Genomic DNA, 25,564 nt, shown 5'->3' on the forward strand with positions numbered 1-25,564 from the left:
AAAATTGAGCCCCTCCGGCGATTGAGGAGCGGGGGTCCGGGGGCGGAGCCCCCGCAGCCGACGGCAGTCTTTCGGGAAGGGGCGGGGAGGGGCGAAAACTCAGCCCGTCCGGCGATTGAGGACGAGCGCGGAGCGCGAAAAAGAAGCCTCTCCGGCGATTGAGGAGCGGGGGGCCGGGGGCGGAGCCCCCAGGGAGTGCCTGGGTAGGCCCGCACCTGAACGCACCCCACCGCACCCGGCACAATGCACCCCGTGATCCAGGACCTCTTCACACCCTCCGTCCAGCACAGCCTTGACCTGGTCGGAATCTTCGTGTTCGCCATCTCCGGGGCCCTCCTCGCGGTACGCAAGAACTTCGACGTGTTCGGCATCGCCGTACTCGCCGAGGTCACCGCCCTCGGCGGCGGCATCTTCCGGGACGTGATCATCGGCGCCGTACCCCCGGCCGCCTTCACCGACCTCGGCTACTTCCTCACCCCCCTCTTCGCCGCGGCCCTGGTCTTCTTCCTGCACCCGGAGGTGGAGCGGATCAACCTGGCCGTGAACGTCTTCGACGCGGCCGGCCTCGGCCTGTTCTGCGTCGCGGGCACGATAAAGGCGTACGAGTACGGCCTCGGTCTCACCTCATCCGCCGCGCTCGGCCTCGCCACGGCCGTCGGCGGCGGCGTGCTGCGCGACGTGCTCGCCAACGAGGTGCCGTCGCTGCTGCGCTGGGACCGTGACCTGTACGCGGTGCCGGCCATGGTCGGCGCGGGCATCGTGGTCCTCTGCATCCACTTCGAGGCCCTCAACGCCTACACCAGCGCCCTCGCCGTCATCACCGCGTTCGTGCTGCGGCTGCTCGCCATCACCCGGCACTGGCGGGCCCCGCGCGCCTGGAACCGGCGATCCGCGGTCGACGAAAAAGCTACCGCTCAGTAGTCGCCTGTTGTACCGTGCATCCATGACTCAGGGCACGCAGGCTGCGCAGGCCACGACACGGGCCACCATCGGCGACGGCGAGTTCGACCGCGACACCGCGGTGGTGCGCCGCGCGGAGGGTGTCTACGACACCGAACTCTCCGCGGGCTGGACGATCATCAACGCCGTCAACGGCGGCTATCTGCTCGCCGTCATCGGCCGCGCCCTGGCCGACGCCCTGCCGCACCCCGACCCGTTCACGATCTCCGCGCACTACCTCACCGCCTCCCAGCCGGGCCCGGCCGTGATCCGCACGGACACCGTCCGCGCCGGCCGCACCCTCTCCACCGGCCAGGCCTCCCTCCTCCAGTACGAGGCCGACGGCACCGAGGTGGAACGCATCCGCGTCATCGCCTCGTACGGAGATCTGGACGCCCTGCCCGACGACATCCGCACCTCGGCCGAGGCGCCGCCCATCCCGCCGGTCGACCAGTGCTTCGGCCCGCAGGACGCGCCCGACGACGCCCCGGTGCAGGGCAGCACCGCCATCGCCGAGCGGCTGTGGCTGAAGCTGGACCCGGCCACCCTCGGCTGGGCGCTCGGCGCACCCTCCGGCAAGGGCGAGATGCGCGCGTGGTTCGGCCTCGCCGACGGCCGTGACGCCGACCCGCTCTCCCTGCTCCTCACCGTGGACGCCCTCCCGCCGACCGCCTTCGAGCTGGGCCTCTCCGGCTGGGTGCCGACCGTCGAGCTGACCGTGCACGTGCGCTGCCGCCCCGCCCCGGGCCCGCTGCGCGTCGCCATCGCCACCCGCAACCTCGCCGGGGGCTTCCTGGAGGAGGACGCCGAGGTCTGGGACAGCGCGGGCCGACTCGTCGCCCAGTCCCGGCAGTTGGCCAGGACGGTCCTCGCCCGCTGATCCCCGTACGCGTAGGAGTGGGCGATCCTGGGTGGCGTGAAGTCCGAACGGCTGCTCTCCATCCTGCTGCTGCTCCAGACCCGCGGCCGCGTGCCCGCGCGCGAGCTCGCCGAGCGCCTAGAAGTGTCCGTCCGCACGATCTACCGCGACGTCGAGGCGCTCTCCGGTAGCGGCGTCCCGGTGTACGCGGAGCGCGGCCGGCACGGCGGCATCGCGCTGCTTCCCGGCTACCGCACGGATGTCACGGGGCTCACGGCCGACGAGTCGCGGGCGCTGTTCGTGCTGGCCGCCGAGGGTACGCACGCCGCGCTCGGCCTGGACTCCGCGATCGGCTCGGCGCTGCGCAAGGTCATGGCCGCGCTGCCCGCCCCGCACCGGCCCGGCGCCGAACTGGCCGCGCGCCGTATCCTCGTCGACCCGGTGCGCTGGCTCGGCGGACCGCGGTCCGCGGTCGACCTGGAGGCCCTGCAGGACGCCGTGTTCAGCGACCGCCGCATCGACGTGCGCTACCGCCACAGCGGCCGGTCGGCGGCGCGCGACTACACCGTCGACCCGTACGGCCTCGTCTCCAAGGCCGGTGTCTGGTATCTGGTCGCCGACCGGGACGGCGCCCCGCGGCTGCTGCGCGTCGACCGCGTCGAGGCGGCCGAGCTGACCGGTGAGCCCGTGCGCAGGCGGCCGGGCGTCGAACTCGCCGACGTATGGGAGGAGTTGCGGCGCCGCGTCGAGGACCGCTCGGGCGCGATCGCCGTGGAGGCGCGGGTGCGGCGGCCCTGGCTCGACATGTTCGTCCGGATGAACGGCGCGTACATGACGGCGCCGCCGGGGGAGGGGCACGACGACGAGGACTGGGTCCCCGTACGCCTCGCCTTCGGCGACATCCGCGAGATCCGCCAGCTGCTCTCCTTCGCCGACCGCGCCGAGGTCCTCTCCCCGCCGGAGGCCCGCCGTGAACTGGCGCGGGCGGCGGCCTCGATCGTCGGGCTCTACGCGGACGACGGCTGACCCTCGTCCAGCCAGTGTGCGCTGCCCACATTGATCAGGCGCAGCCTGCGTCGGGTGGCACGGGTGATACGCGCGGTCTCCTCCGTGGCGTCCGGCCCGGCCTCCAGGAGTGCGGCCGCGGTCATCACCATCTGGTCCACGTACATGCCCGCCAGCATGCGCAGGTCCTCGGGCTGCCAGCCGCGCAGTTCGGTCTCCGCGGCCAGTACCTCGGTCAACTCCTCCGAGAACAGGTCGAGTTGGGTCGCGATGGCCCGGCGCACCGGGGCCACTCCGCCGGTCCGCTCGCGTACCAGGAAGCGGAAGTAGGCGGGCTGCTCGGCGACATGGCGGGCGATCAGCTCGACGGTGCGCGCGATGCGCCGCTCGGTGTCGCCGGTCTCGGCCAGGATCGCGGCTGTCAGGGCGCGCAGACTGCCCAGGGTCTCCTCGACCAGGGCCACGCCGAGGTCCGGGATGCCGCAGAAGTGGCGGTAGAAGCCCGCGGGGGAGATGCCGACCGCCCGTGTCACCTCGCGCAGGCCGAGGCTGCTGAGGCTCTGCTGCTCCAGGAGTTCCAGGCTCGCGGACATGAGGGCCTGGCGGGTCCGCAGCTTCTGGGCCTGGCGTGTGCCCGGGGGGTCGGGACTGTGACTCATGGAACTCAGTAAACAGCCGTTCTCTGTCGCGAGGGACCCCTCGCACCCTTTAGACTCAGTAGTCAGTGAACAGTCGTACGCTGAAACCTGAGAGGCGTATCGTGATCGCACTTGTCGCCGCACTCCTGCTGCTGGGCGTTCTGCTCGGCTCCGTGGCCCAACTCCCCCTCTCCGTATCCCTCGTGGCCGCCGCCGTCATCGCCGGCTGGCTGGCCGCCTTCGCGGTGCGTGAGCAGCTCGCGCGCCACCGTTCGGAGTGAGTTCCGTGACGTCTTCCTCTTCCCTGCGCGCCGACCGTGCCGGGCCGCCGCGTGACGCGACCCGCCGCCCCGACTCCATGGCCGTCGCGTCCTTCGTCCTCGGCCTCCTCGGACTCCTCGTCCTGAACGTCGTCCTCGGGCCGATCGCCATCACCCTCGCCTGCCTCGCGCTGCGCGCCGGTACCTCCCGCCGCGGCCGCGCCTACCTCGGCCTCGGCCTGGGCGTCGCCGACCTGCTCGTCCTCGCCGCCCTGACCGCCGCCAACTCGACGGTGGTCTGGAACTTCGGCTGAGCTCGCGCCGCAGGGCTCAGCCGAGAAACCGTACGAGCTCCGCCGCCAGCTCAGCGGGCGCGTCCTCCTGTACGAGGTGGCCCGCGCCCTCGATCAGGCGCAGCTCGGCGCCCGGGATCGCCTCGGCCAGTTCGTACGCCTTGGCCGCCGGGATCCAGGTGTCCTCCGCGCCCCAGCACACCAGGACCGGAAGCTTCAACTCTTCGTATCTGTCCTGGATCTCATCGGTGAAGCGCTGGTCGTTCAGGGTGATCTGCCGGTAGAACGCCGCCTGTCCCTCCGGTGTGCACCACGGCGCGACCAGGCGTTCGTGGACCCCGGGGTGCAGCCCGAGGTGGCTCCCCGAGCCCAGGTACTCCCGTACCAGAGCCGCGTGCAGCGGCGCCGGGAGCTGGGCGAACACCTCGGCGTGCGCCCCGAGCAGCCGGTACGTCGGCGAGCCCCACGGGGCGAGCGCCACCGGGTCGAGCAGCGCGAGGCGCTCGTACCGCGCCCCGTGCAGCAGGTGGGCGCGCAGCGCGATGCAGCCGCCGAAGTCGTGCGCGACGACGGCGGGTCGGTCCAGGCCCCAGTGGTCGAGCAGTTCCGTGAAGACGCGGCCCTGCTGGTCCAGGGAGACGTCCTGGTCGTCCCGCATCTCCGAGGCGCCGTACCCCGGCAGGTCCCAGACGTGGACCCGGTGGTGCGGGGCGAGCGCGCGGGCGACGGATCGCCAGACGTACGACGAGAACGGGGTGCCGTGGACGAAGACGAGGGGAGGCGCATCGGGTGCGCCGAACGAGGCCCAGCGGACCTCGCCGGACGAGCTGTGGAAGGTGCGGTCGAGTGCCCAGTCGTGGTCGAGAACCCGGTTGGCTGTCATGACCGTAAGCCTATTTGGTACTGACACTCGGCGCCAGGGTTTCGCGGGACCCTGCCGTGCCCCCCTGCGCCCGCCGTGCCCCCTCCGCGCGGCTCGTAGAATCGATCGCACCATGGCCTATCTCGACCACGCCGCGACCACTCCGATGCTCCCGGAGGCCGTCGAGGCGATGACCGCGCAGCTCACCGTCGTCGGCAACGCCTCCTCCCTGCACGCCGCCGGGCGGCGGGCCAGGCGCACCGTCGAGGAGGCCCGCGAGACCCTCGCCGACGCGCTCGGCGCCCGCCCCAGCGAAGTCGTCCTCACCTCCGGCGGCACCGAGGCCGACAACCTCGCCGTGAAGGGCCTGTTCTGGGCGCGACGGGCCGCCGATCCGGCGCGCATCCGCGTCCTCGCCAGCCCCGTCGAACACCACGCCGTGCTCGACGCGGTGCACTGGCTCGGCGAGCACGAGGGCGCGACGATCGAGTACCTGCCCGTCGACGCGTACGGCCGGGTGCACCCCGAGGCGCTGCGCGCGGCCATCGAGCGCAACCCCGACGACGTCGCCCTCGCCACGGTCATGTGGGCCAACAACGAGATCGGCACCGTCATGCCGATACGTCAACTCGCCGACGTGGCAGCGGAGTTCGACGTTCCGCTGCATGCCGACGCCGTCCAGGCCTTCGGCCAGCTCCCCGTCGACTTCGGTGCCTCCGGGCTCGCCGCGATGACGGTCAGCGGCCACAAGGTCGGCGGTCCGTACGGCATCGGGGCGCTGCTGCTCGGCCGTGAGTACGCCCCCGTGCCCGTGCTGCACGGCGGCGGGCAGGAGCGGCATGTGCGCTCCGGGACCCTCGACGTGCCCGCCGTCGCCGCGTTCGCCGTGGCCGGGCGGATCGCCGCCGAGCGCCGCGACTGGTTCGCGCGGGAGATCGGCGGCCTGCGGGACGAGCTGATCGCCGCCGTCCGCGCCGCCGCACCCGACGCGATCCTGGGCGGCGACCCGGCCCCGGCCGGCCCGGACACCCTCGGCCGACTGCCCGCCAACGCGCACTTCACCTTCCCCGGCTGCGAGGGCGACTCACTGCTGCTCCTCCTCGACGCCCAGGGCATCGAGTGCTCCACCGGATCCGCGTGCACGGCGGGCGTGGCCCAGCCGAGCCATGTCCTGCTCGCCACCGGCACCGACCCGGACCTGGCCCGCGGCACCCTGCGCTTCTCCCTCGGGCACACGACGACCCGCGCCGACATCGAGGCCGTGGCGAAGGCGATCGGCCCGGCGGTGGAGCGGGCGCGGTCGGCGGGGCTGAGCTAGGCGCTTCCTGCGGGGCCAAATCCAGCCCGTCTGGGGGCACCTCCCGGCCGAAGGCTGGGGGAGTTTGAGGACGAGCCCGCAGGGCGATCGACGGTGACCGGGTCGACGGCACCTTTACGTCGACCTTCTTGCCGCCTCACGAACAAGCCGCATGTACTTGTCCCAGTCCCAGTGCCGCCCCGGGTCGGTGTGCGTGGCGCCCGGGACCTCGTTGTGGCCGATGATGTGCTCGCGGTCCACCGGTATCCCGTACCGCGCGCAGATGTCCGCCGCCAGGCGGGCCGACGAGCGGTACATCACGTCCGTCAGGGTCTCCGGCTTGTCGACGAAGCCCTCGTGCTCGATGCCGACGCTGCGTTCGTTGTACTCGCGGTTGCCCGCGTGGAACGCGACGTCCAGCTCGCGGGCCATCTGCGCGATGTGGCCGTCCTTCGCGCGGACCACATAGTGCGCCGCCGCGGCGTGCAGCGGATCGCGGAAGACCCGCACCGCCGTCGCGTAACTGCCCTCCGTGACATGGATGACGACGCGGTCGACCGTGAAGTCCGCGGGCCGGTCCGCGTACCGCAGGTTCGCCTCCGAGGCCGCGATCCACTGCGCGCCCCTGTGGTCCACGTCCCCGTCGTTGCGCTGCTTGTCGACGCCGGGCACCCGCCACCACAGGCGGCCCAGCTCCTCGTGGAACAGCGCCGCGCCCCCGCCCACGACGACCGCGCCGCCGATCAGCAGCCCGCGTCTGCTCACGCCTCGCCCCGACCGCTCCCGCTTCTCGTCCTTCTCGCCGCCGGACCGCTCTTCGGCCACTGAACCTCCCCGTGCTCCCCGTGATCGTAGAAACGCGCGAGGGGTCCTCGAAGGTTCCGTCTACCCTGGAGGAGTTATGACTGAGATCCCCGCCGCCCCGCAGCGCCGCCTCCGTGTCCTCGCCGCCATGTCCGGCGGGGTCGACTCAGCCGTCGCCGCCGCCCGCGCCGCGGAGGCCGGGCACGACGTCACCGGAGTGCACCTGGCCCTCTCGGCCAACCCGCAGTCCTTCCGCACCGGAGCCCGCGGCTGCTGCACGATCGAGGACTCCCGCGACGCCCGCCGCGCGGCCGACGTCATCGGCATCCCCTTCTATGTGTGGGATCTCGCCGACCGCTTCCGCGAGGACGTGGTCGAGGACTTCGTCGCCGAGTACGAGGCGGGCCGCACGCCCAACCCGTGCCTGCGCTGCAACGAGAAGATCAAGTTCGCCGCGCTCCTGGACAAGGCCCTCGCCCTGGGCTTCGACGCCGTCGCCACCGGGCACTACGCCCAGGTCGTCACGGACGCCGACGGCAACCGCGAACTGCACCGCGCGTCCGACATGGCGAAGGACCAGTCGTACGTCCTCGGCGTCCTGGACGACCGGCAGCTCGCGCACGCGATGTTCCCGCTCGGCGACACCGTGACCACCAAGGACGAGATCCGCGCGGAGGCCGAGCGCCGCGGCCTCGCCGTCGCCAAGAAGCCCGACTCGCACGACATCTGCTTCATCGCCGACGGCGACACCCAGGGCTTCCTCGCCAACCGCCTCGGCAGGGCGGAGGGCGACATCGTCGACGAGTCCGGCACGAAACTCGGCACCCATGAGGGCGCGTACGGCTACACCATCGGCCAGCGCAAGGGCCTGCGCATCGGCACCCCGGCCCCGGACGGCAAGCCGCGCTACGTCCTGGACATCTCACCGGTGAACAACACCGTGACGGTCGGCCCGGTCGAGGCGCTCGACGTCACCGCCCTCACCGCGATCAAGCCCCGCTGGTGCGGCACCGCCCCGGCGGGCCCCGGCACGTACACCGCGCAGCTGCGGGCGCACGGCGGCGAGACCCCGGTCAGCGCGGAGCTGGTCGACGGCACGCTGCACGTCACGTTCGACGAGCCGGTCCGCGGCGTCGCCCCGGGCCAGGCCATCGTGCTCTACGACGGCACGCGCGTGGTGGGCTCGGCGACCATCGCCACGACGGGGCGCGCGACGGCCGCCGCGTGACAACGCCGGTTGTCAGCCCGTGACTTCCTCCACCTCGTAGAAGCAGAAGTGGTCCTTGACATCGGCCACCAGGGGCTTCGGCTCCGGATACGCCCACACCAGATCGGGCGCCTCCGGAAGCGACCAGTACGAGGCGGTGCCCTTGAACGGGCAGTACGTATGCGTCTCCGAGGGCGCCAGCAGGTCCGTGCGGACGTCCTGCGGCGGCAGGTAGTAGCGCGCCGGGTAGCCGGTCTCGCGCAGCACCAGGGGGCGGGCGCTGTCGGCGATCACCTGCCCGTCGCGCACCACGCGCACGTGCTGCGTGCCCTGTTCGACGGTGATCCTGTGTCCCTCGGTGCGGTGTTCCTCGGTGGGGTGTCCCTCGGCCACGGCGGTCCTCCCAGGAGTGCGGTCGGCGTCACTCCGTACAGCACACGCGCGGTGCCGGATCTTCCCGTACGCGCGCGTGGAGTCGGCCGGCCGCGGGGCGGGGACGGAGTGTCGGTGGCGGGCCGTACGGTGACCGCATGAACATCTGCGTCTTCCTCTCCGCGGCCGAGCTCGACGAGCGCTACACCCGCCCCGCCCGCGAGTTCGCCGAGCTGCTCGGCAAGGCCGGCCACACGCTGGTGTGGGGCGGCTCCGACGTCGGCCTGATGAAGGTCGTCGCGGACGGCGTCGAGGAGGCGGGCGGCCGTCTCTTCGGCGTCTCCGTGGAGTTCCTGCAGGCCAAGGCGCGGCCCGTCACCGAGCCCGACCAGATGCTGGTCACGGCCGACCTCGCGGAGCGCAAGGCGGCACTCCTGGAGAACGCCGACGCCGTGGTGATCATGGTCGGCGGCACGGGCACACTCGACGAGGCCACCGAGATCCTGGAGCTGAAGAAGCACGGCAGGACCACGAAGCCGGTGGTGCTCCTGAACACGGCGGGCTTCTACGACGGCCTGAAGACCCAGTTCCGTCGCATGGAGGACGAGGGTTTCCTGCCCGTTCCCCTCACCGAGCTGGTCTTCTTCGCGGAGGAGCCGGTCGGTGCCCTGGCGTATCTCGAGGAGTCCATGGGCACGCGCTGATCCGCCTGTTGCGAGAATGGCCCGCATGGCTATTCATGTGATCACCGGAGCGGGCTCCGGCATCGGCGCCGCCGTCGCGCGCCGCCTGCACGAGCGCGGCGACGACCTCGTCCTCCTCGCGCGCGACGCCGGCCGCGCCAAGGAACTGGCCGAGCGGTACGAAGGCGCCCGCACCCTCGTCGGCGACCTCGCCGAGCCCGACCGCCTCTCCTGGGCCTTCTCGCACCAGCGCCTGCCCGACCGGGTCGACTCGCTGCTGCACATCGCGGGCGTCGTCGACCTCGGCCGGGTCGGCGACCTCACCCCCAAGATCTGGCGCCACCAGTTGGAGGTGAACCTGATCGCGCCGGCCGAGCTGACCCGGCACTTCCTGCCCCAACTCCGCGTCGCCCAGGGCCAGGTGCTGTTCGTGAACTCGGGGGCGGGACTGGACGCGCACGCCGACTGGTCCGCGTACGCCGCCTCCAAGCACGGCCTGAAGGCGCTCGCCGACTCCCTGCGGGCCGAGGAGAAGCCCAACGGCCTGCGCGTCACCACGGTCTACCCGGGCCGCACGGCCAGCCCCATGCAGGCCAAGGTGCACCAGCAGGAGGGCAAGGAGTACGACGCGGACCGCTGGATCGACCCGGAGTCCGTGGCCACCACGATCCTGATGGCCCTCGACCTGCCGCGGGACGCGGAGGTCAACGACCTGACGGTGCGGCCCGGCCGATGAGCGAGCACGTCTTCGGCCCCGCCACCGGCGTCGGCTCGATGCCCGGGGGCGACGCCCGTGAGGCCGCGAAGACCGTCACCGGCACCTTCGAGGACTTCACGTACCTCGCGGAGCTGCCCGCGCGCGGACCCGGCGCCGACATGATCGGCCGCACGGCCGGCCTCCTCGTCGAGGTCTACGCGCGCGTGGAGCCCAGCGGCTGGCGCATCGGCGACCGCCCCGGCATGGACACCCGCCGCGCCCGGTCCTGGCTCGGCGAGGACCTCGACGCCCTGGAGGAGTTCACGCAGGGGTACGAGGGCCCGCTGAAGGTGCAGGCCGTGGGGCCGTGGACGCTCGCCGCGGCCCTGGAGCTGAAGAACGGCGAGGCCGCGCTCTCCGACACCGGGGCCTGCCGCGACCTCGCGGGCTCGCTCGCCGAGGGCCTGGTCCGGCACCTGGAGGACGTGCGCCGCCGCGTCCCCGGCGCCACGCCCGTGCTCCAGCTCGACGAGCCGTCCCTGACCGCCGTACTGCGCGGGCAGATCAAGTCCGCCAGCGGCTACCGCACGCACCGCGCGGTGGACCGGCAGGTCGTCGAGGCCACGCTGCGGTCGGTCATGGAGGCGGCGGGCGTCGACGTCGTCGTCCACTCCTGCGCCCCGGACGTGCCGTTCGCACTGCTGCGGCGGGCGGGCGTCGCCGGGGTCTCCTTCGACTTCGGGCTCCTCACCGAACGTGACGAGGAGTCCATCGGGGAGGCCGTCGAGGGCGGTACGAAGCTGTTCGCGGGCGTCGTGCCGTCCACCGACGCCGCATTGTCAGACCCTGCCAGTAACGTCAGTGGTGTCAGGACGCTGTGGCGCAGGCTGGGGCTGAATCCGGGGTTGCTCGCGGAATCGGTGGCGGTCACGCCGTCGTGCGGACTCGCGGGGGCCTCTCCCGCGTACGCCCGCAAGGCGCTCGCGCACTGTGTCACGGCGGCGAGATCACTCGCGGACAACCCTGAGTAACCGTTACGGGAGGACGAAGACGGTGGCCGGCGACAAGGACGCACAGACTGCCTCGACCGGGAGCTCCGTGCCCGCTCAGGCGCGCGAGGAGCACGCCCAGCTCGCGGAGCGGATCGAGGAGCACCGCTTCCGGTACTACGTGAAGGACCAGCCGGTCGTCAGTGACGCGGAGTTCGACAAGCTCCTGCGCTCCCTGGAGGCCCTGGAGGACCGCCACCCGGAGCTGCGCACCCCGGACTCCCCGACGCAGAAGGTCGCGGGGGCGTACGAGACGGAGTTCACCGCGGTCGAGCACCGCGAGCGGATGCTGTCCCTGGACAACGCCTTCGACGACGCGGAACTCGCCTCCTGGGCCGACCGCGTGGCGAAAGAGGTCGGCTCGGGGGACTACCACTTCCTGTGCGAGCTGAAGGTCGACGGCCTCGCGGTGAACCTGACGTACGAGCACGGCAGGCTCACCCGCGCCGCCACGCGCGGGGACGGCCGCACCGGCGAGGACATCACGCCCAACGTCCGCACGATCGCGGACATCCCGGAGCGTCTGAAGGGGGACCGCATCCCGGAGCTCGTGGAGATCCGCGGCGAGGTCTTCTTCCCGATGGAGAAGTTCGAGGAGCTCAACGCCCGCCTGGTGGAGCACGGCGACAAGCCGTTCGCCAACCCCCGCAACGCGGCGGCGGGTTCACTGCGCCAGAAGGACCCGCGCGTCACCGCCACGCGTCCGCTGCACATGGTGGTGCACGGCATCGGCGCCCGCGAGGGCTTCGACATCGACTGCCTGAGCCACGCCTATGAGCTGCTGCGCGAATGGGGCCTGCCCACCGCGCAGTACAACAAGGTGGTGGACGGCATCGACGGCGTCCGCGAGTTCATCGCGTACTACGGCGAGAACCGCCACTCCGTGATGCACGAGATCGACGGTGTCGTCGTCAAGCTCGACGAGATCCCGCTGCAGGGCCGCCTCGGCTCCACCTCCCGCGCGCCCCGCTGGGCGATCGCCTGGAAGTACGCGCCGGAGGAGGTCAACACCAAGCTGGTGGACATCCGCGTCGGCGTCGGCCGCACGGGCCGCGTCACGCCGTACGCGTGCGTGGAGCCCGTGACGGTGGCCGGCTCGGAGGTCGAGTTCGCGACGCTGCACAACCAGGAGGTCGTCAAGGCCAAGGGCGTCTTCATCGGTGACACGGTGGTGCTGCGCAAGGCCGGAGACGTCATCCCGGAGATCCTCGGCCCGGTCGTGGACCTCAGGGACGGCAGCGAGCGGGAGTTCGCGATGCCCGCCGAGTGCCCCGAGTGCGGCACGCCGCTGCGGCCCATGAAGGAGGGGGACATCGACCTGCGCTGCCCCAACTCCCGTTCCTGCCCGGCCCAGTTGCGCGAGCGGCTCTTCTACCTCGCGGGCCGCAAGTGCCTGGACATCGAGAACTTCGGCTATGTCGCGGCCACCGCGCTCACCCAGCCCCTGGAGCCCGCCGAGCCGCCGCTGAAGGACGAGAGCGGACTCTTCGACCTCACCGTCGAAGAGCTCCTGCCCATCAAGTCGTACGTCCTGGACCAGGACTCCGGTCTGCCCAAGCGGGACCCGAAGACCGGCGAGGAGAAGGTCGTCACGTTCTTCGCGAACCAGAAGGGCGAGGCCAAGGCCAACACCCTCGCGATGCTGAAGAACATCCAGGAGGCCAAGGACCGCCCGCTCGCGCGCGTGATCACGGGCCTGTCGATCCGGCACGTCGGCCCGGTCGCCGCGGAGGCCCTGGCCCGCGAGTTCCGTTCCATGGACCGGATCGAGCGGGCGGGCGAGGAGGAGCTGGCCGCCGTCGAGGGCGTCGGGCCGACCATCGCGGCCTCCCTCAAGCAGTGGTTCGAGGTGGACTGGCACCGCGAGATCATCGACCGCTGGCGGACCGCGGGAGTCCGCATGGAGGAGGAAGGCGCGGGCGACGAAGGGCCGCGTCCGCTGGAGGGATTGACGGTCGTCGTGACCGGAACGCTGCAGACATATACGCGAGATGGCGCAAAAGAGGCGCTGCAGCGTCTGGGAGCCAAGGTGACCGGATCCGTCTCCAAGAAGACGTCTTTTGTGGTGGTTGGTGAGAATCCGGGTTCGAAATATGACAAGGCCATGCAGGTCAAAGTCCCGGTTCTGAACGAAGAAGGCTTCGAGGTGCTCCTGGACCAAGGCCCCGACGCGGCTCGCGATGTCGCACTTTCGGCCGAGGAGTAGCGGTTGAAGGCCACCCGTTCAGCGCATACCAGATGCATACGGGTGGTCGGGTCGCATTCGGGCAACCGTTGTCGACCGCTGCCCGTAGAAGCCTTCTGCGGCCTACTGTTGAGGAGTGCGCCTGCCGTGCCCCGCTGCCGAATGGGGTATCTCCAGCTCCACGAGAGCCTGGAGAAGGGTTTTCAGACGCGGTGACTTCTGAACACGAGGGCCGCGTGGCGTGGGCACCGCCGGCTGTGAGAGGGACGGGAATGAAACCGACCGAAAGCGCCGATCCGGTGTCAGGGCTGCGCCGGTTGATGCTGCCCGCGCTGCCGGCCGCGGTCGCGGCCACCGCGGCGGTGGTCCTGGCAGCGGGGGTCGTCCGAGCCTTCACCGATCACCACGCACTCTTCCCCAGCGGCGTCGTCGGCTGGTCGCTCGCCGTGCTCACCGGCGTCATCGTCGGCCACCTCGTCCTCCTCGGCCGCGAGCGCTGGTGGGGCGGCACCGGCTCCGGAGCCGCCCTCACTCTTGCCGTGCTCCTCCTCTACGGCTGGGTGCCCGCGGGCATGGTCAGCCTCAGCGTCGTCGTGCTGGTCGGCGCCGCCCGCAGACGCCGCTGGTGGCAGGCCGTGCAGCACGGCGCCGTGGACATCATCGGCATCGGCGCCGGAGCCCTGGTCCTCGCGGCCTTCGGCCAGGCCCCCTCGGTCGAGACCCCCTGGGACCCGAACAGCTGGAACGTCTGGAGCGCACCGGAGATCGTCCTGGTCGCCGCCGCGTACCTCCTGGTGACCCGCCTGCTGCTCTGGTACATGAACGCGCCGCACGGCGCGGGCCTGCCGACCGTCGCCCGAACCGCCGTGGTCCGTCAGGCCCTCGTCGGCGTCGCGCTGCTCGGCATCGCCCCGCTGATCTGCGTCGTCGCCACCGCCCTGCCGATCCTGCTGCCGCTCTTCGCGGTCCCGCTGATCGCCCTCGACTCCACGCTGTGGATCGCCCGGGCCCGGGCCGAGGAGCAGTTGCGCGACCCGCTCACCGGACTGCCCAACCGGCAGTGGCTGTTGGAGCGGACCTGGACCGCGCTCGACGAGGCCGAGCGGGCCGGGGCGCGCTCCGCCCTCGTCCTGATCGACCTCGACCGGTTCCGTTCCGTCAACGACACCCTCGGCCATCTCGCCGGTGACCGGCTGCTGCTGCAGATCGCCGACCGGCTCCGGCACGCCCTGCCGCGCGGTGCGGAGGCCGCGCGGCTCGGCGGCGACGAGTTCGCGGTGCTCCTGCCGACCTGCGACTCCACGACCAGCGCGCAGCGGGTCGCCCGCGGCCTGGTCGCCGAGCTCAGCTCCCCGCTCGACCTGGACGGGCTGACCCTCGTCCTGGAGGCGAGCGCCGGTCTCGCAGTCTTCCCCGACCACGCCCTGGATGCGGAGGGCCTGCTGCGCCGGGCGGACGTCGCGATGTACCAGGCGAAGCGCGACCGCACCGGCGTCGAGGTGTACGAGTCGAAGCGGGACTCCAACACCCCCGACCGCCTCGGTCTGTTGGGCGACCTGCGGCGCGCGCTCGACGCGGGCGAGGTCGAGCTGCACTACCAGCCGAAGGTCCGCTTCGACGGCCAGGTCGCCGGCCTGGAGGCGCTGGTCCGCTGGGTGCACCCGGAGCGCGGCAAGGTCCCGCCGGACGAGTTCATCGCGATCGCCGAGTCCTCCGGTCTGATGCCGCACCTGACGGAGTACGTCCTGGAGACCGCCCTCGCGCAGGTCGCGCGCTGGCACAAGCAGGGCCTGAAGGTGCCGGTCGCGGTGAACGTCTCGCCGCGGGACGTCCACACGCCCGGCTTCGCGGGCGCCGTCGCGGCCCGCCTGGCCCGGCACGGCGTCCCGGCGGGCGCGCTCCAGCTGGAGATAACGGAACACGTCCTCCTGGAGGACCCGCAGCGCGCCGCGGACACCCTGGCCGGGCTCACCGGGCACGGCGTGAAGATGTCCCTCGACGACTTCGGCACCGGCTACTCCTCGCTCGTGCACCTGCGGCGGCTGCCCGTCAGCGAGTTGAAGATCGACCGCTCGTTCGTGGCCCGCCTCGCCGTGGACAACGAGGACGCGGAGATCGTCCGCTGCACCGTCGACCTCGCCCACTCGCTCGGCCTCCTCGTCGTCGCGGAGGGCGTCGAGGACGACGAGACGTGGGAGCGGCTGCGGGACCTCGGCTGTGACGCGGTGCAGGGCTGGCTGGTCGCGGCGGCGATGCCCGCCGTCGAGACCACGTCCTGGCTCCGCGCCCGCGGCTCGCGTGGCTGGCGCCGCCCCGCGGAGCTGTCGGCCGAGGCCGACCCCGACACCCAGGAGGAAGCGGATCGGCCCTCCGGGCACGTGGTGAAGTAATCGGCCCTCCGGGCACGTGTGAAGGAACGGTCCTGCGGTCCCGGCGGGCCACGTCCGCGTACGCGCGCAGGTCCTCTCCCGCCGTCGTCCGCGTACGCGCGCAGGTCCTCTCCCGCCGTCGTCCGCGTACGCGCGCGGGCCGTGTCACGCGGTCCCTCGACCCCGCCGTCGAAACCGTTTCACGGGCACGGGGCCGGGCCCCATAGGATTGGGCCAGACACATCACGCTCATCCCAGTGAGGATCCGCATGCCTGGCATCACGCGCGAGGAGGTCGCCCACCTCGCTCGGCTGGCGCGTCTGGAGCTGAAGGACGAAGAACTCGACCACTTCGCCGGCCAGCTCGACGACATTCTCGGCGCGGTAGCACGCGTCTCCGAGGTCGCCGACCAAGACGTACCGCCGACCTCCCACCCGCTGCCGCTGACCAACGTCATGCGCGCGGACGAGGTCCGTCCGTCGCTCACCCCCGAGCAGGCGCTCTCCGGCGCCCCGGCCCAGGAGCAGCAGCGTTTCAAGGTGCCGCAGATCCTGGGGGAGGACTAACCCATCATGACGGACATCATCAAGCTCACGGCCGCCGAGATCGCCGCGAGGATCGCCTCCGGTGAACTCACCGCCGTCGAGGTCACCGAGGCGCACCTGGCCCGGATCGACGCCGTCGACGAGAAGGTGCACGCCTTCCTGCACATCGACCGCGAGGGCGCGGTCGCGCAGGCGCGCGCCGTCGACGCCAAGCGCGAGGCGGGCGAGAAGCTCGGCCCGCTGGCCGGCGTCCCGCTCGCGCTGAAGGACATCTTCACCACCGAGGGCGTCCCGACGACGGTCGGCTCGAAGATCCTCGAAGGCTGGCTCCCGCCGTACGACGCGACGCTGGTCAAGAAGCTCAAGGCCGCCGACGTCGTGGTCCTCGGCAAGACCAACATGGACGAGTTCGCCATGGGGTCGTCGACGGAGAACAGCGCCTACGGCCCGACCGGCAACCCCTGGGACCTCACCCGGATCCCGGGCGGCTCCGGCGGCGGTTCGAGCGCCGCGCTCGCGTCGTACGAGGCCCCGCTCGCCATCGGCACGGACACCGGCGGCTCCATCCGCCAGCCCGCGGCCGTCACCGGCACCGTCGGCGTCAAGCCGACCTACGGCGGCGTCTCCCGCTACGGCATGGTGGCCTTCTCCAGCTCCCTCGACCAGGGCGGCCCCTGCGCCCGTACGGTCCTCGACGCGGCGCTGCTGCACGAGGCCATCGCCGGGCACGACCCGATGGACTCCACCTCCATCGACGCCCCGGTCCCGCCGGTCGTCGAGGCCGCTAGGAACGGTTCCGTCGCCGGGATGCGCGTCGGCGTCGTCAAGCAGTTCCGCGGCGAGGGCTACCAGGCCGGTGTCGTACAGCGCTTCGACGAGTCGGTCGCGCTGCTGAAGGAGCTCGGCGCCGAGATCGTCGAGCTGGACTGCCCGTCCTTCGACCTGGCGCTCGCGGCGTACTACCTGATCGCGCCGTCCGAGTGCTCCTCGAACCTGGCCCGCTTCGACGCCATGCGCTACGGCCTGCGCGTCGGGGACGACGGCACGAAGTCCGCCGAGGACGTCACCGCGCTCACCCGCGAGGCCGGCTTCGGCGACGAGGTCAAGCGCCGCATCATCCTCGGCACGTACGCCCTGTCGAGCGGCTACTACGACGCGTACTACGGCTCCGCGCAGAAGGTCCGCACGCTCATCACACAGGACTTCGCGAAGTCCTTCGAGCAGGTTGACGTCATCGTCTCGCCGACCACGCCGACCACCGCCTTCCCGATCGGCGAGCGCGCCGACGACCCGATGGCGATGTACCTCGCGGACGTGTGCACGCTGCCGACGAACCTGGCGGGCAACGCCGCCATGTCGCTGCCCTGCGGCCTCGCGCCGGAGGACGGCCTGCCCGTCGGACTGCAGATCATCGCCCCCGCCATGAAGGACGACCGGCTGTACAAGGTCGGCGCCGCCGTAGAGGCCGCCTTCGTGGAAAAGTGGGGTCACCCGCTGCTTGAGGAGGCTCCGTCGCTGTGACAGCCATGGCAAAGAAGGCCAAGAACTTCAAGAAGTCCAAGACCGGCGTCTATGTCTCGCTGGCCAGCACCGCCTTCGGCGCCGTCAGCGTCGCCAAGCAGGCGAAGATGGCCCGCAAGGACAACGACCTGCTGCGTCTCGCGGACGCCGCGGTCTCCGCCGCCGCCATCGTCACCGGCCTGGCGATCCTCTATCGCGAGCTGAAGCGGCTCGGCGACGACGACGTCCTCCTTGGCTGAGAGGGAAAGTTTCACCGTGACTGTCACGACTGACCTGGTGTCGTACGAGGACGCGCTCGCGTCGTACGACCCCGTCATGGGCCTTGAGGTCCATGTCGAACTCGGCACCAGGACGAAGATGTTCTGCGGCTGCTCGACCGCGCTCGGCGCGGACGCCAACGCGCAGACCTGCCCGACCTGCCTCGGCCTGCCCGGCTCGCTGCCCGTCGTCAACGCGACCGGCGTCGAGTCCGCCATCAAGATCGGCCTCGCCCTCAACTGCGAGATCGCCGAGTGGTGCCGCTTCGCCCGGAAGAACTACTTCTATCCGGACATGCCGAAGAACTTCCAGACCTCGCAGTACGACGAGCCGATCGCCTTCAACGGCTACCTGGACGTCCAGCTGGAGGACGGCGAGGTCTTCCGCGTGGAGATCGAGCGCGCCCACATGGAGGAGGACACCGGCAAGTCGACGCACGTCGGCGGCGCCACCGGCCGGATCCACGGCGCGTCCCACTCCCTGCTCGACTACAACCGCGCGGGCATCCCGCTCATCGAGATCGTCACCAAGCCCATCGAGGGCGCGGGCGAGCGGGCCCCCGAGGTCGCCAAGGCGTACGTCGCGGAGCTGCGCGAGGTCATCAGGTCCCTGGACGTCTCCGAGGCGCGCATGGACAAGGGCCAGATGCGCTGCGACGTGAACCTCTCGCTGCGGCCGAACGGCACCGAGGAGTTCGGCACCCGCTCCGAGACGAAGAACGTCAACTCGCTGCGCTCCGTGGAGCGGGCGGCGCGCTTCGAGATCCAGCGGCACGCGGCGGTGCTCTCCTCCGGCGGCACGATCGTGCAGGAGACCCGGCACTTCCACGAGGACGACGGCTCGACCACCTCGGGCCGCATCAAGGACAACGCCGAGGACTACCGGTACTTCCCGGAGCCCGACCTCGTCCCCGTCGCCCCGGCCCGCGAGTGGGTCGAGGAACTGCGGGCGGGCCTGCCCGAGATGCCGCGCGTGCGCCGCAACCGGCTGCGCGAGCAGTGGGGCGTCACCGAGCACGACATGCAGTCGATGCTCAACGCCGGTGCGGTCGACCCGATCGTCGCCACGATCGACGCGGGCGCCCCGGCCGACCAGGCCCGCAAGTGGTGGATGGGCGAGCTGGCCCGGCACGCCAACGAGCAGGGCAAGGCGCTCGACGAGATGCCGATCACCCCGGTTCAGGTCGCCCGGGTCGCCGAGCTCGTCGCGGCCGGTGACCTCAACGACAAGCTGGCCCGCCAGGTCATCGAGGGCGTGCTCGCGGGCGAGGGCGACCCGGACAAGGTGGTCGAGAAGCGCGGCCTGAAGGTCGTCTCCGACGAGGGCGCGCTGACCGCAGCCGTCGAGGAGGCCATCGCCGGAAACCAGGCCATCGCGGACAAGATCCGCGGCGGCAAGGTGGCCGCGGCCGGTGCCCTGGTCGGCGCGGTCATGAAGGCCACCCGCGGCCAGGCCGACGCGGCCCGCGTCAAGGAGCTGATCCTGGAGAAGCTGGGCGTCGAGGGCTGACCCCGATTTCGTACGCGCACAGGGGCGGGACCGGAACTTCCGGTCCCGCCCTTGGCGTGGGCGGCGGGTTTGGACAACGGGCCCCGGTGCTTGGACAACGGGCCCCGGTGCTTGGACCGTTCACCGCCGAGTCGGCCGTACGTCTTCCCTGATCCACCCGGGCTGCATACCTTCCCGAGCGTCGGACCGGACTCGGGAGGATCAGTTGACCACGGACACTTCAGGCACGGGGCTTTCGCGGCGGCGGCTGCTCGCGCTCGGCGGCGGCGCGCTCGGTGCCGCCACGGCGGGCTCGCTGCTTCCGCCCTCGCTGCAGGCCGCACTGGCCGCCGAGCCGCCCGCCGGAGGCCTGAAGGCCGTCAAGCACGTGGTGATCCTCATGCAGGAGAACCGGTCCTTCGACCACTACTTCGGCACGCTGCGCGGCGTACGCGGCTTCGGTGACCGCAACGCCGTCCAACTGCCCGGAGGGAAGCCGGTGTTCGAGCAGCCCGCGCCGCTCGGCCGGACCGTGCTGCCCTTCCCGGTGTGGGCGGCCGCCGAGGCGCAGCAGAAGAACCCGCAGTACATCGGCGACCTCGACCACTCCTGGTCCGGAGGCGCGAAGGCCTGGAACAAGGGCTGGATGGACAACTGGATCACCGCCAAGTCGGCGGCCACGATGGCGTACTACACGCGCGAGGACATCCCGCTGCACTACGAGCTCGCGGACACCTTCACCCTCTGCGACGCCTACCACTCCTCGATCCACACCTCCACCAGCCCCAACCGCAACCACCTGTGGAGCGGCAGGACCGGGAACGAGGCGAACGGCGACCGCGCCGTCGGCAACGACGCCTACGCGGAGGGCACGCACCCCGGCTACGACTGGGGCACGTACGCCGAGCGCCTTGAGAAGGCGGGGCGCAGCTGGCGCACGTACACCGAGTGGGAGAACTTCACCGACAACCAGATCGAGTTCTTCACCACCTTCAAGGCCATCGCCCGCAAGGTCCTCGCCGAGACCGAGCACACCTACATGGAGTCCTTCTACGCGAAGGTCCGTGAAGCGGCGAGTGACGCCGAGCGGGAGAAGCTGCTCGCGGTCCTGGAGGAGGGCGTGAAGTCCCTTGACGCGAAGGAGCGTTCGCTGTTCGAGCGCGCCCTGCGCCGGGTTCCGACCGGTACGCTCGCCGACGAGTTCCGCCGCGACATCGCGGCGGGCAAGCTCCCCGAGGTGTCCTACCTGGTGCCGTCCGCGCAGGACTCCGAGCACCCCGGCTCGTCCTCGCCGATCCACAGCGCGACCCTCGTCTACAAGGTCCTCGACGCCCTCGCCTCGCACCCCGAGGTGTGGCGGCACACCGCCGTGTTCATCAACTACGACGAGAACGACGGCTTCTTCGACCATGTGCCGCCGCCCGTGCCGCCCGCCGACGTGACCGAGGAGCACTGGCAGGGGCAGCCCACCGGGCTCGGGATACGGGTGCCGATGCTGGTGGTGTCGCCGTGGACGGTCGGCGGCCATGTCTCCTCCGAGGTCTTCGACCACACCTCTGTGATCCGCTTCCTGGAGCGGTGGACGGGCATCGAGGAGCCCAACATCGGTGCCTGGCGGCGAAAGGTCACCGGCGATCTGACCGGCGCCTTCGACTTCAGGCGCGGCCGACCGCAGCCGGAGGTCGAGCAGCCGGGACCCGTACCGCCGTTTTCCGGCCGCTGGCGCCCGCAGCCGCCCGCGGACCAGCGGATGCCCGAGCAGGAGCCGGGCCGCCGCCCCGCCCGCGCGCTGCCGTACCAGCCGGACGCGCACGGCCGGGTGAGCCGCGACGGCAAGCAGGTCGAGCTGCGCCTGACGAACACCGGCCGCTCAAGCGCGCACTTCGCGCTCTATCCGTACGCCGGTGAGTACGAGGTGCCGCAGCACGTCGATGTAAGGGGCGCCGCACCATTGCGCGTGCCCCTTACCGAGGGTGCGTACGACTTCACCGTGACCGGGCCCAACGGGTTCCGCAGGGAGTTCACGGGGAGCGCCGACGGAACCGCCGCCGTGAGCACGGAGATCGACGCACGCGCGCGTGCCGTCCGCCTCACGCTGCGCAACACCGGCAGCGGCGACCTGACCTTCACGGTGCGGCCGCTCGCGTACGCCGACGTGGCGCCGCGCACCGTCCGCGTGCGGCCGGGCAGGAGCCGCAGCGTCGCGTACGAGACGGCCGAGGCGCACGGCTGGTACGACCTGGAGATCGTGGCCGCGGGTGACGAACCGTTCCGGCGGCGGCTGATGGGGCACATCGAGAACGGCCGAGACAGCGTGTCCGGCTGACCTCGACGGCGGCTCCCTGCGGATGGTTCCGGGCCCTCTTCCCCCAGGCCCGATTCCTTCGGCCCCACGGGTCCGGGACCTCCGTACCGAAGCCGTGCCGACCCCTGTGAGGATGACCACGAAAGGGGCAAAGGATCACCGCTTGCTGTCAGAGTGCTCGATGTAAAGCCCGATATCGGATATGTATCGGGTAAGTGTTCTTTGCGGGTCATGTTCCCGATGAAGATCCATCAGACATCCAGGGAGCAGCTCAGTGGCAGCACTCGCTCGGTGGTGCATCAAGCACCGTCTCGTAGCCGTCCTGCTCTGGCTTCTCGCTCTCCTCGGCGTCGGCGCCGCCGCGACCCTCGCCGGAACCGCGTACTCCAACAACTACGACGTCCCCGGCACCGAATCGGGCCGCGCGACCGAGCTCCTGGAGTCCGGCTTCCCCCACTTGGCGGGCGACAGCAACACCGTCGTCTGGCACACCGACACCGGCACCGTGGACGCGGCCGGCGTCCAGCAGACGATGACCCGGACCCTCGACGAGATCGCCCGACTGCCCGGGGTCGCCTCCGTCGTCAGCCCGTACCACGCCGAAGGCGCCGGGCAGATCAGCCGCGACGGGCACACCGCGTACGCCACCGTCACCTTCGACGGGCCCGTCCACGACATCGCACCCGCACAGGCGAAGGCCGTCGTCGACACCGCGCGTGCGGCGGATTCCGATGACCTGACCGTGGCGCTCGGCGGCAGCGCCGTCGGCCTCACCGAGGCGCCCGGCGGACACCTCGCGGAGGCCGTGGGCGTGGCCGTCGCCGCGGTCGTCCTGCTCATCGCGTTCGGATCGCTCGCCGCGAGCCTGCTGCCGATAGCGACCGCCCTGGTCAGCGTCGGCACCGCGTACGCGGGCACCGTGCTGCTCGGCCATGTCATGACGGTCGCCGACTTCGCGCCCATGCTGGGCCTGCTCATCGGGCTAGGCGTCGGCATCGACTACGCCCTGTTCATCGTGACCAGGCACCGCCGCGGCCTCAAACGCGGCCTGTCCGTCGCCGAGGCCGCGCAGAACGCCGTCGCCACCACCGGGCGCGCCGTCGCCTTCGCGGGCGCCACCGTGTGCATCGCCCTGCTCGGCATGCTCATCCTGCGCCTCAGCTTCCTCAACGGCGTCGCGATCGCCGCGTCCCTCACCGTCGTCCTGACCGTGGCCGCGTCCGTGACGCTGCTGCCCGCGCTGCTCTCCTTCATCGGCACGCGCGCGTTGTCCCGCCGTGAGCGCCGCGCCCTCGCCGAGCACGGGCCGCAGCCCGAACTGCCGACCGGGCTCGCGGCCCGCTGGTCCGCGTTCGTGGAGAAGCACCCGAAGCTGCTCGGCGCCCTCGCGCTCGTCGTGATCGCCGTCCTCGCCCTGCCCACGCTCTCCCTGCGCCTCGGCACCTCCGACCAGGGCAACAATCCGGTGTCCTCGACCACCCGGCAGGCGTACGACCTGCTCGCGGGGGACAGCGGTGCCGGTTCCGGGGGGACCGGTTCCGGGGCTTCCGGTTCTGCGGCTTCCGGTTCTGGGGGTTCGGGCTCTGGGGGTTCGGGCTCTGAGGGGTCCGGCTCTGGTGGTTCCGGTTTCGGGCCCGGTGTGAACGGCCCGCTCACTCTGGTCGCGGAGATACACGACGCCGAGGACAAGGTCGCCCTCGACCAGCTCCCGACCACCCTGCGCGACACTGAGGGCGTCGCGACGGTCACCCCGGTGACGTACGACGAACACGGCCGGATCGGCTTCCTCACCGTCGTGCCGGACTCCGCCCCGCAGTCCGAGGCCACCAGCGACCTCGTCGACCGGCTCCGCGGCGAGGTGCTGCCCGAGGCGCGCGCCGAGTCGGGCTCCGCGCTCGACGTGCACGTGGGCGGGGTCACCGCGGGCTACGACGACTTCGCCGATGTCATCGTCGGCAAACTGCCGCTCTTCGTGGGCGTGGTGATCGGGCTCGGCTGCCTGCTGCTCCTGCTCGCGTTCCGGTCCGTCGGCATCCCGCTGAAGGCCGCCGCGATGAACGTGGCCGCCGTCGCCGCCGCCTTCGGTGTCGTCGTCGCGATCTTCCAGTGGGGCTGGGGCAGTGAACTCCTCGGCCTCGGCCGGGCCGGGCCGATCGAGCCCTTCCTCCCGGTGATCATGGTCTCCGTGCTCTTCGGTCTCTCCATGGACTACCAGGTGTTCCTGGTCAGCCGGATGTACGAGGAGTGGCTGGAGACCGGCGACAACCGCCGCGCGGTGCGGGTCGGGCTCGCCGAGACAAGCCGGGTGATCAACTCCGCCGCCGTGATCATGATTTCGGTCTTTCTCGCCTTCGTGCTCAGCGGCGACCGGGTCATCGCGATGTTCGGCATCGCCCTCGCGGCGGCCGTCGCGCTCGACGCGTTCGTGCTGCGCACCCTGCTCGTACCGGCCCTCATGCACATGCTCGGCGGCGCCAACTGGTGGCTGCCGCGCCGAGTCGACCGCTGGCTCCCGCGCATCAGCATCGAGCCGCCGGAATCCGGTGCTGTGGCGGCCATACCGGCTCAGCGGCCGGAGGTGGAAGCGGGCGCGGACACGGATCAGGGCGACGACGAGGACCGCGACCAGGACCTGCTGTCCGGTGAGCGCCGCTGACCGGATTACGGCCCCTGCGCGTTAAGAAAGCTCTCAGACGCGACACCTAGCGTGCGCGAGATGAGCACAGAGACGAAGACCGCACGGGGCGGCACGAAGGCCGCCGCCGAGTCCGAGAACGCCGCGACCACCGCGACCACCGAGACCGCGGAGGCCACGGAGAACGCCGAGATCGCTATCGAGCCTGACGAGGCCGGTGCCGCGGGCGCCGCCGAGGCGGGCGAGGAGAAGCAGGCTGCCCCTGAGAAGGCAGCGGCGGATTCCGCTACCGATCCCGCTACCGATTCCGCTACCGATTCCGGTATCGCCGCCGATGCCGAGGCCGACCCGGTGTCCGACGGTGACGCCGACGACTTCGAGGGCAGCGAGGGCTCCGAGGGCTCCGAGGGCTCCGACAGCGAGCCCGAGGCCGTATCGCGGGACAAGTCCCACGGCGTCGGACAGGGCGCCGCGGCCGTGATCGCCGCCGGGCTCGGTGTCGTGTCCCTGACCGGCAGCTGGGTCGGCACCGTGGCCGCCGCCCGCTCCAACCTCGTCGGCCAGCTGGAGACCGCCCAGACCGCCGACGTCGCCCAGCAGATCCAGGCGCTCTACGGCGACCAGTGGCACCTCACCGCGCTGATCGGCGGCGCGTTCGCGCTGCTCGCGGTGGTCGTCGGCGCCGTGGTGCTCGCCCGTCCGGCCTTCGGCACGCCCGGCCGGGTCCAGGCGCCGTGGATCAAGTCGGTGGCCTGGGCCGGGGTCGGCCTCGGCGCGATCGGCCTACTGCTCGCCGTCGCCAAGTACACGGATCTGATCCTCGGACTTCCCTCCGCGTCCTGAGCCGTGGGACGCCCTTCGGACCAGGGCCTCGGACCGGCGTAAGTCCCCTCCTTACGTGGTCTGAGGCCCTTGGCATGTCGTAGATGCGGCGAACTCCCGATGTAGTCGGCCCACCTGGGCGGCGAAGGTGGGGTCACCGCACCGGGCCGTTCCGGCAGGTGCCGTGGAGTCGACCTTCGGAGGACGCCGTGTACGAGTACGAGATGCAGCGGATGCGCAGCGACGAGCTGATCGCCGAGGCCGAGACGCACCGCCTGGTGGCCGAGGCGCGCGCGGCCGCGCGCGAGGGCGGGTCCCGGCGGTCGGGCCGCCGTTCCGGGTCCCGTGATCCGGAGGGGCGGGTGAACGAGCCGTCCCGCAGGTTCCGCTTCACGCGCGCCGCGTGACGGGCGGGCGGAGTGCCGCTGCCCTGCCGGTGGCGGCGCGGGCCCAACTCGTAAGCGGAATGCG

Annotated in this window: 24 protein-coding genes; 20 read left to right on the forward strand and 4 right to left on the reverse strand. The window is 71.5% G+C overall.

Annotation, left to right across the window (positions count from 1 at the left end):
- The first annotated feature begins 252 nt into the window (after positions 1–252).
- Genes QIT00_RS32465 through QIT00_RS32475 form a run of 3 tightly spaced genes read left to right on the forward strand, consistent with a single transcriptional unit; the run spans position 253 to position 2,824 of the window.
- Positions 253–921: a trimeric intracellular cation channel family protein gene (locus QIT00_RS32465; protein ID WP_282539047.1), complete on the forward strand. Its 669-nt coding sequence runs from the start codon at positions 253–255 to the stop codon at positions 919–921.
- Positions 922–943: 22 nt separating this feature from the next.
- Positions 944–1,819 (forward strand): thioesterase family protein, encoded by an 876-nt coding sequence (locus tag QIT00_RS32470; RefSeq protein ID WP_282539048.1) that lies wholly within the window; start codon positions 944–946, stop codon positions 1,817–1,819.
- A gap of 36 nt (positions 1,820–1,855) precedes the next feature.
- Positions 1,856–2,824: a helix-turn-helix transcriptional regulator gene (locus QIT00_RS32475; RefSeq protein ID WP_282539049.1), complete on the forward strand. Its 969-nt coding sequence runs from the start codon at positions 1,856–1,858 to the stop codon at positions 2,822–2,824.
- On the opposite strand, the gene QIT00_RS32480 is transcribed toward QIT00_RS32475, so the two are convergent.
- The gene (locus QIT00_RS32480; RefSeq protein ID WP_282539050.1) at positions 2,806–3,462 is read right to left on the reverse strand and encodes a TetR family transcriptional regulator; all 657 of its coding nucleotides are present in this window, start codon (positions 3,460–3,462) and stop codon (positions 2,806–2,808) included. The genes QIT00_RS32475 and QIT00_RS32480 overlap by 19 nt on opposite strands.
- 101 nt (positions 3,463–3,563) lie before the next feature.
- On the opposite strand from QIT00_RS32480, the gene QIT00_RS32485 reads away from it, so the two are divergent.
- Positions 3,564–3,722: a hypothetical protein gene (locus QIT00_RS32485; protein ID WP_282539051.1), complete on the forward strand. Its 159-nt coding sequence runs from the start codon at positions 3,564–3,566 to the stop codon at positions 3,720–3,722.
- Positions 3,723–3,745: 23 nt separating this feature from the next.
- On the forward strand, positions 3,746–4,015 hold the full coding sequence (locus QIT00_RS32490) for a DUF4190 domain-containing protein (protein WP_282539090.1): 270 nt from the start codon (positions 3,746–3,748) through the stop codon (positions 4,013–4,015).
- 16 nt (positions 4,016–4,031) lie between these two features.
- Here the strand turns inward: QIT00_RS32490 and QIT00_RS32495 are convergent, their stop codons facing one another.
- A complete protein-coding gene (locus QIT00_RS32495; protein ID WP_282539052.1) occupies positions 4,032–4,877 on the reverse strand; it encodes an alpha/beta fold hydrolase in 846 nt (281 codons plus the stop codon).
- A 112-nt stretch (positions 4,878–4,989) separates the two neighbouring features.
- Between QIT00_RS32495 and QIT00_RS32500 the strand changes: the two genes are divergently transcribed.
- Positions 4,990–6,174 (forward strand): cysteine desulfurase family protein, encoded by a 1,185-nt coding sequence (locus QIT00_RS32500; RefSeq protein WP_282539053.1) that lies wholly within the window; start codon positions 4,990–4,992, stop codon positions 6,172–6,174.
- 114 nt (positions 6,175–6,288) lie between these two features.
- Here the strand turns inward: QIT00_RS32500 and QIT00_RS32505 are convergent, their stop codons facing one another.
- Positions 6,289–6,978 (reverse strand): N-acetylmuramoyl-L-alanine amidase, encoded by a 690-nt coding sequence (locus tag QIT00_RS32505; RefSeq protein WP_282539054.1) that lies wholly within the window; start codon positions 6,976–6,978, stop codon positions 6,289–6,291.
- Between the two features lie 76 nt (positions 6,979–7,054).
- On the opposite strand from QIT00_RS32505, the gene mnmA reads away from it, so the two are divergent.
- Positions 7,055–8,185 carry a tRNA 2-thiouridine(34) synthase MnmA gene (gene mnmA, locus QIT00_RS32510; protein WP_282539055.1) on the forward strand — a complete coding sequence of 377 codons (1,131 nt, stop codon included), beginning with the start codon at positions 7,055–7,057 and terminating at the stop codon, positions 8,183–8,185.
- A gap of 12 nt (positions 8,186–8,197) precedes the next feature.
- On the opposite strand, the gene QIT00_RS32515 is transcribed toward mnmA, so the two are convergent.
- Entirely contained in the window at positions 8,198–8,557 is a 360-nt protein-coding gene (locus tag QIT00_RS32515; protein ID WP_282539056.1) for a DUF427 domain-containing protein, read from the reverse strand.
- Positions 8,558–8,694: 137 nt separating this feature from the next.
- Here QIT00_RS32515 and QIT00_RS32520 point away from each other — a divergent pair, with 137 nt between their 5' ends.
- From QIT00_RS32520 to QIT00_RS32580, 13 genes are all read left to right on the forward strand, one after another.
- Positions 8,695–9,240: an LOG family protein gene (locus tag QIT00_RS32520; RefSeq protein WP_282539057.1), complete on the forward strand. Its 546-nt coding sequence runs from the start codon at positions 8,695–8,697 to the stop codon at positions 9,238–9,240.
- 25 nt (positions 9,241–9,265) lie between these two features.
- A complete protein-coding gene (locus QIT00_RS32525; RefSeq protein ID WP_282539058.1) occupies positions 9,266–9,955 on the forward strand; it encodes an SDR family oxidoreductase in 690 nt (229 codons plus the stop codon).
- On the forward strand, positions 9,952–10,947 hold the full coding sequence (locus QIT00_RS32530; protein WP_282539059.1) for a methionine synthase: 996 nt from the start codon (positions 9,952–9,954) through the stop codon (positions 10,945–10,947). The genes QIT00_RS32525 and QIT00_RS32530 overlap by 4 nt, the downstream gene beginning before the upstream one ends.
- 22 nt (positions 10,948–10,969) lie before the next feature.
- A complete protein-coding gene (gene ligA, locus QIT00_RS32535) occupies positions 10,970–13,171 on the forward strand; it encodes an NAD-dependent DNA ligase LigA (protein ID WP_282539060.1) in 2,202 nt (733 codons plus the stop codon).
- 191 nt (positions 13,172–13,362) lie between these two features.
- Positions 13,363–15,540 (forward strand): putative bifunctional diguanylate cyclase/phosphodiesterase, encoded by a 2,178-nt coding sequence (locus tag QIT00_RS32540; RefSeq protein WP_408909897.1) that lies wholly within the window; start codon positions 13,363–13,365, stop codon positions 15,538–15,540.
- A gap of 248 nt (positions 15,541–15,788) precedes the next feature.
- The gene (gatC, locus tag QIT00_RS32545; RefSeq protein WP_282511819.1) at positions 15,789–16,085 is read left to right on the forward strand and encodes an Asp-tRNA(Asn)/Glu-tRNA(Gln) amidotransferase subunit GatC; all 297 of its coding nucleotides are present in this window, start codon (positions 15,789–15,791) and stop codon (positions 16,083–16,085) included.
- 6 nt (positions 16,086–16,091) lie between these two features.
- Positions 16,092–17,585, forward strand: coding sequence for an Asp-tRNA(Asn)/Glu-tRNA(Gln) amidotransferase subunit GatA (gene gatA / locus QIT00_RS32550; protein WP_282539062.1), 1,494 nt, complete (start codon positions 16,092–16,094; stop codon positions 17,583–17,585).
- 5 nt (positions 17,586–17,590) lie between these two features.
- A complete protein-coding gene (locus QIT00_RS32555; protein ID WP_282539091.1) occupies positions 17,591–17,824 on the forward strand; it encodes a hypothetical protein in 234 nt (77 codons plus the stop codon).
- Positions 17,825–17,840: 16 nt separating this feature from the next.
- On the forward strand, positions 17,841–19,352 hold the full coding sequence (gene gatB / locus QIT00_RS32560; RefSeq protein ID WP_282539063.1) for an Asp-tRNA(Asn)/Glu-tRNA(Gln) amidotransferase subunit GatB: 1,512 nt from the start codon (positions 17,841–17,843) through the stop codon (positions 19,350–19,352).
- A gap of 205 nt (positions 19,353–19,557) precedes the next feature.
- Complete coding sequence (locus QIT00_RS32565) at positions 19,558–21,657, forward strand: phosphocholine-specific phospholipase C (protein WP_282539064.1); 2,100 nt, start codon at positions 19,558–19,560, stop codon at positions 21,655–21,657.
- 253 nt (positions 21,658–21,910) lie between these two features.
- Entirely contained in the window at positions 21,911–24,292 is a 2,382-nt protein-coding gene (locus QIT00_RS32570) for an MMPL family transporter (protein ID WP_282539065.1), read from the forward strand.
- 60 nt (positions 24,293–24,352) lie between these two features.
- The gene (locus QIT00_RS32575) at positions 24,353–25,114 is read left to right on the forward strand and encodes a hypothetical protein (RefSeq protein WP_282539066.1); all 762 of its coding nucleotides are present in this window, start codon (positions 24,353–24,355) and stop codon (positions 25,112–25,114) included.
- 188 nt (positions 25,115–25,302) lie between these two features.
- Positions 25,303–25,500 carry a hypothetical protein gene (locus tag QIT00_RS32580; RefSeq protein ID WP_282539067.1) on the forward strand — a complete coding sequence of 66 codons (198 nt, stop codon included), beginning with the start codon at positions 25,303–25,305 and terminating at the stop codon, positions 25,498–25,500.
- Positions 25,501–25,564 lie beyond the last annotated feature (64 nt).

The sequence above is a fragment of the Streptomyces luteolus genome (assembly GCF_029968015.1).
In the GTDB taxonomy this organism is placed as follows: Bacteria; Actinomycetota; Actinomycetes; order Streptomycetales; family Streptomycetaceae; genus Streptomyces; species Streptomyces luteolus.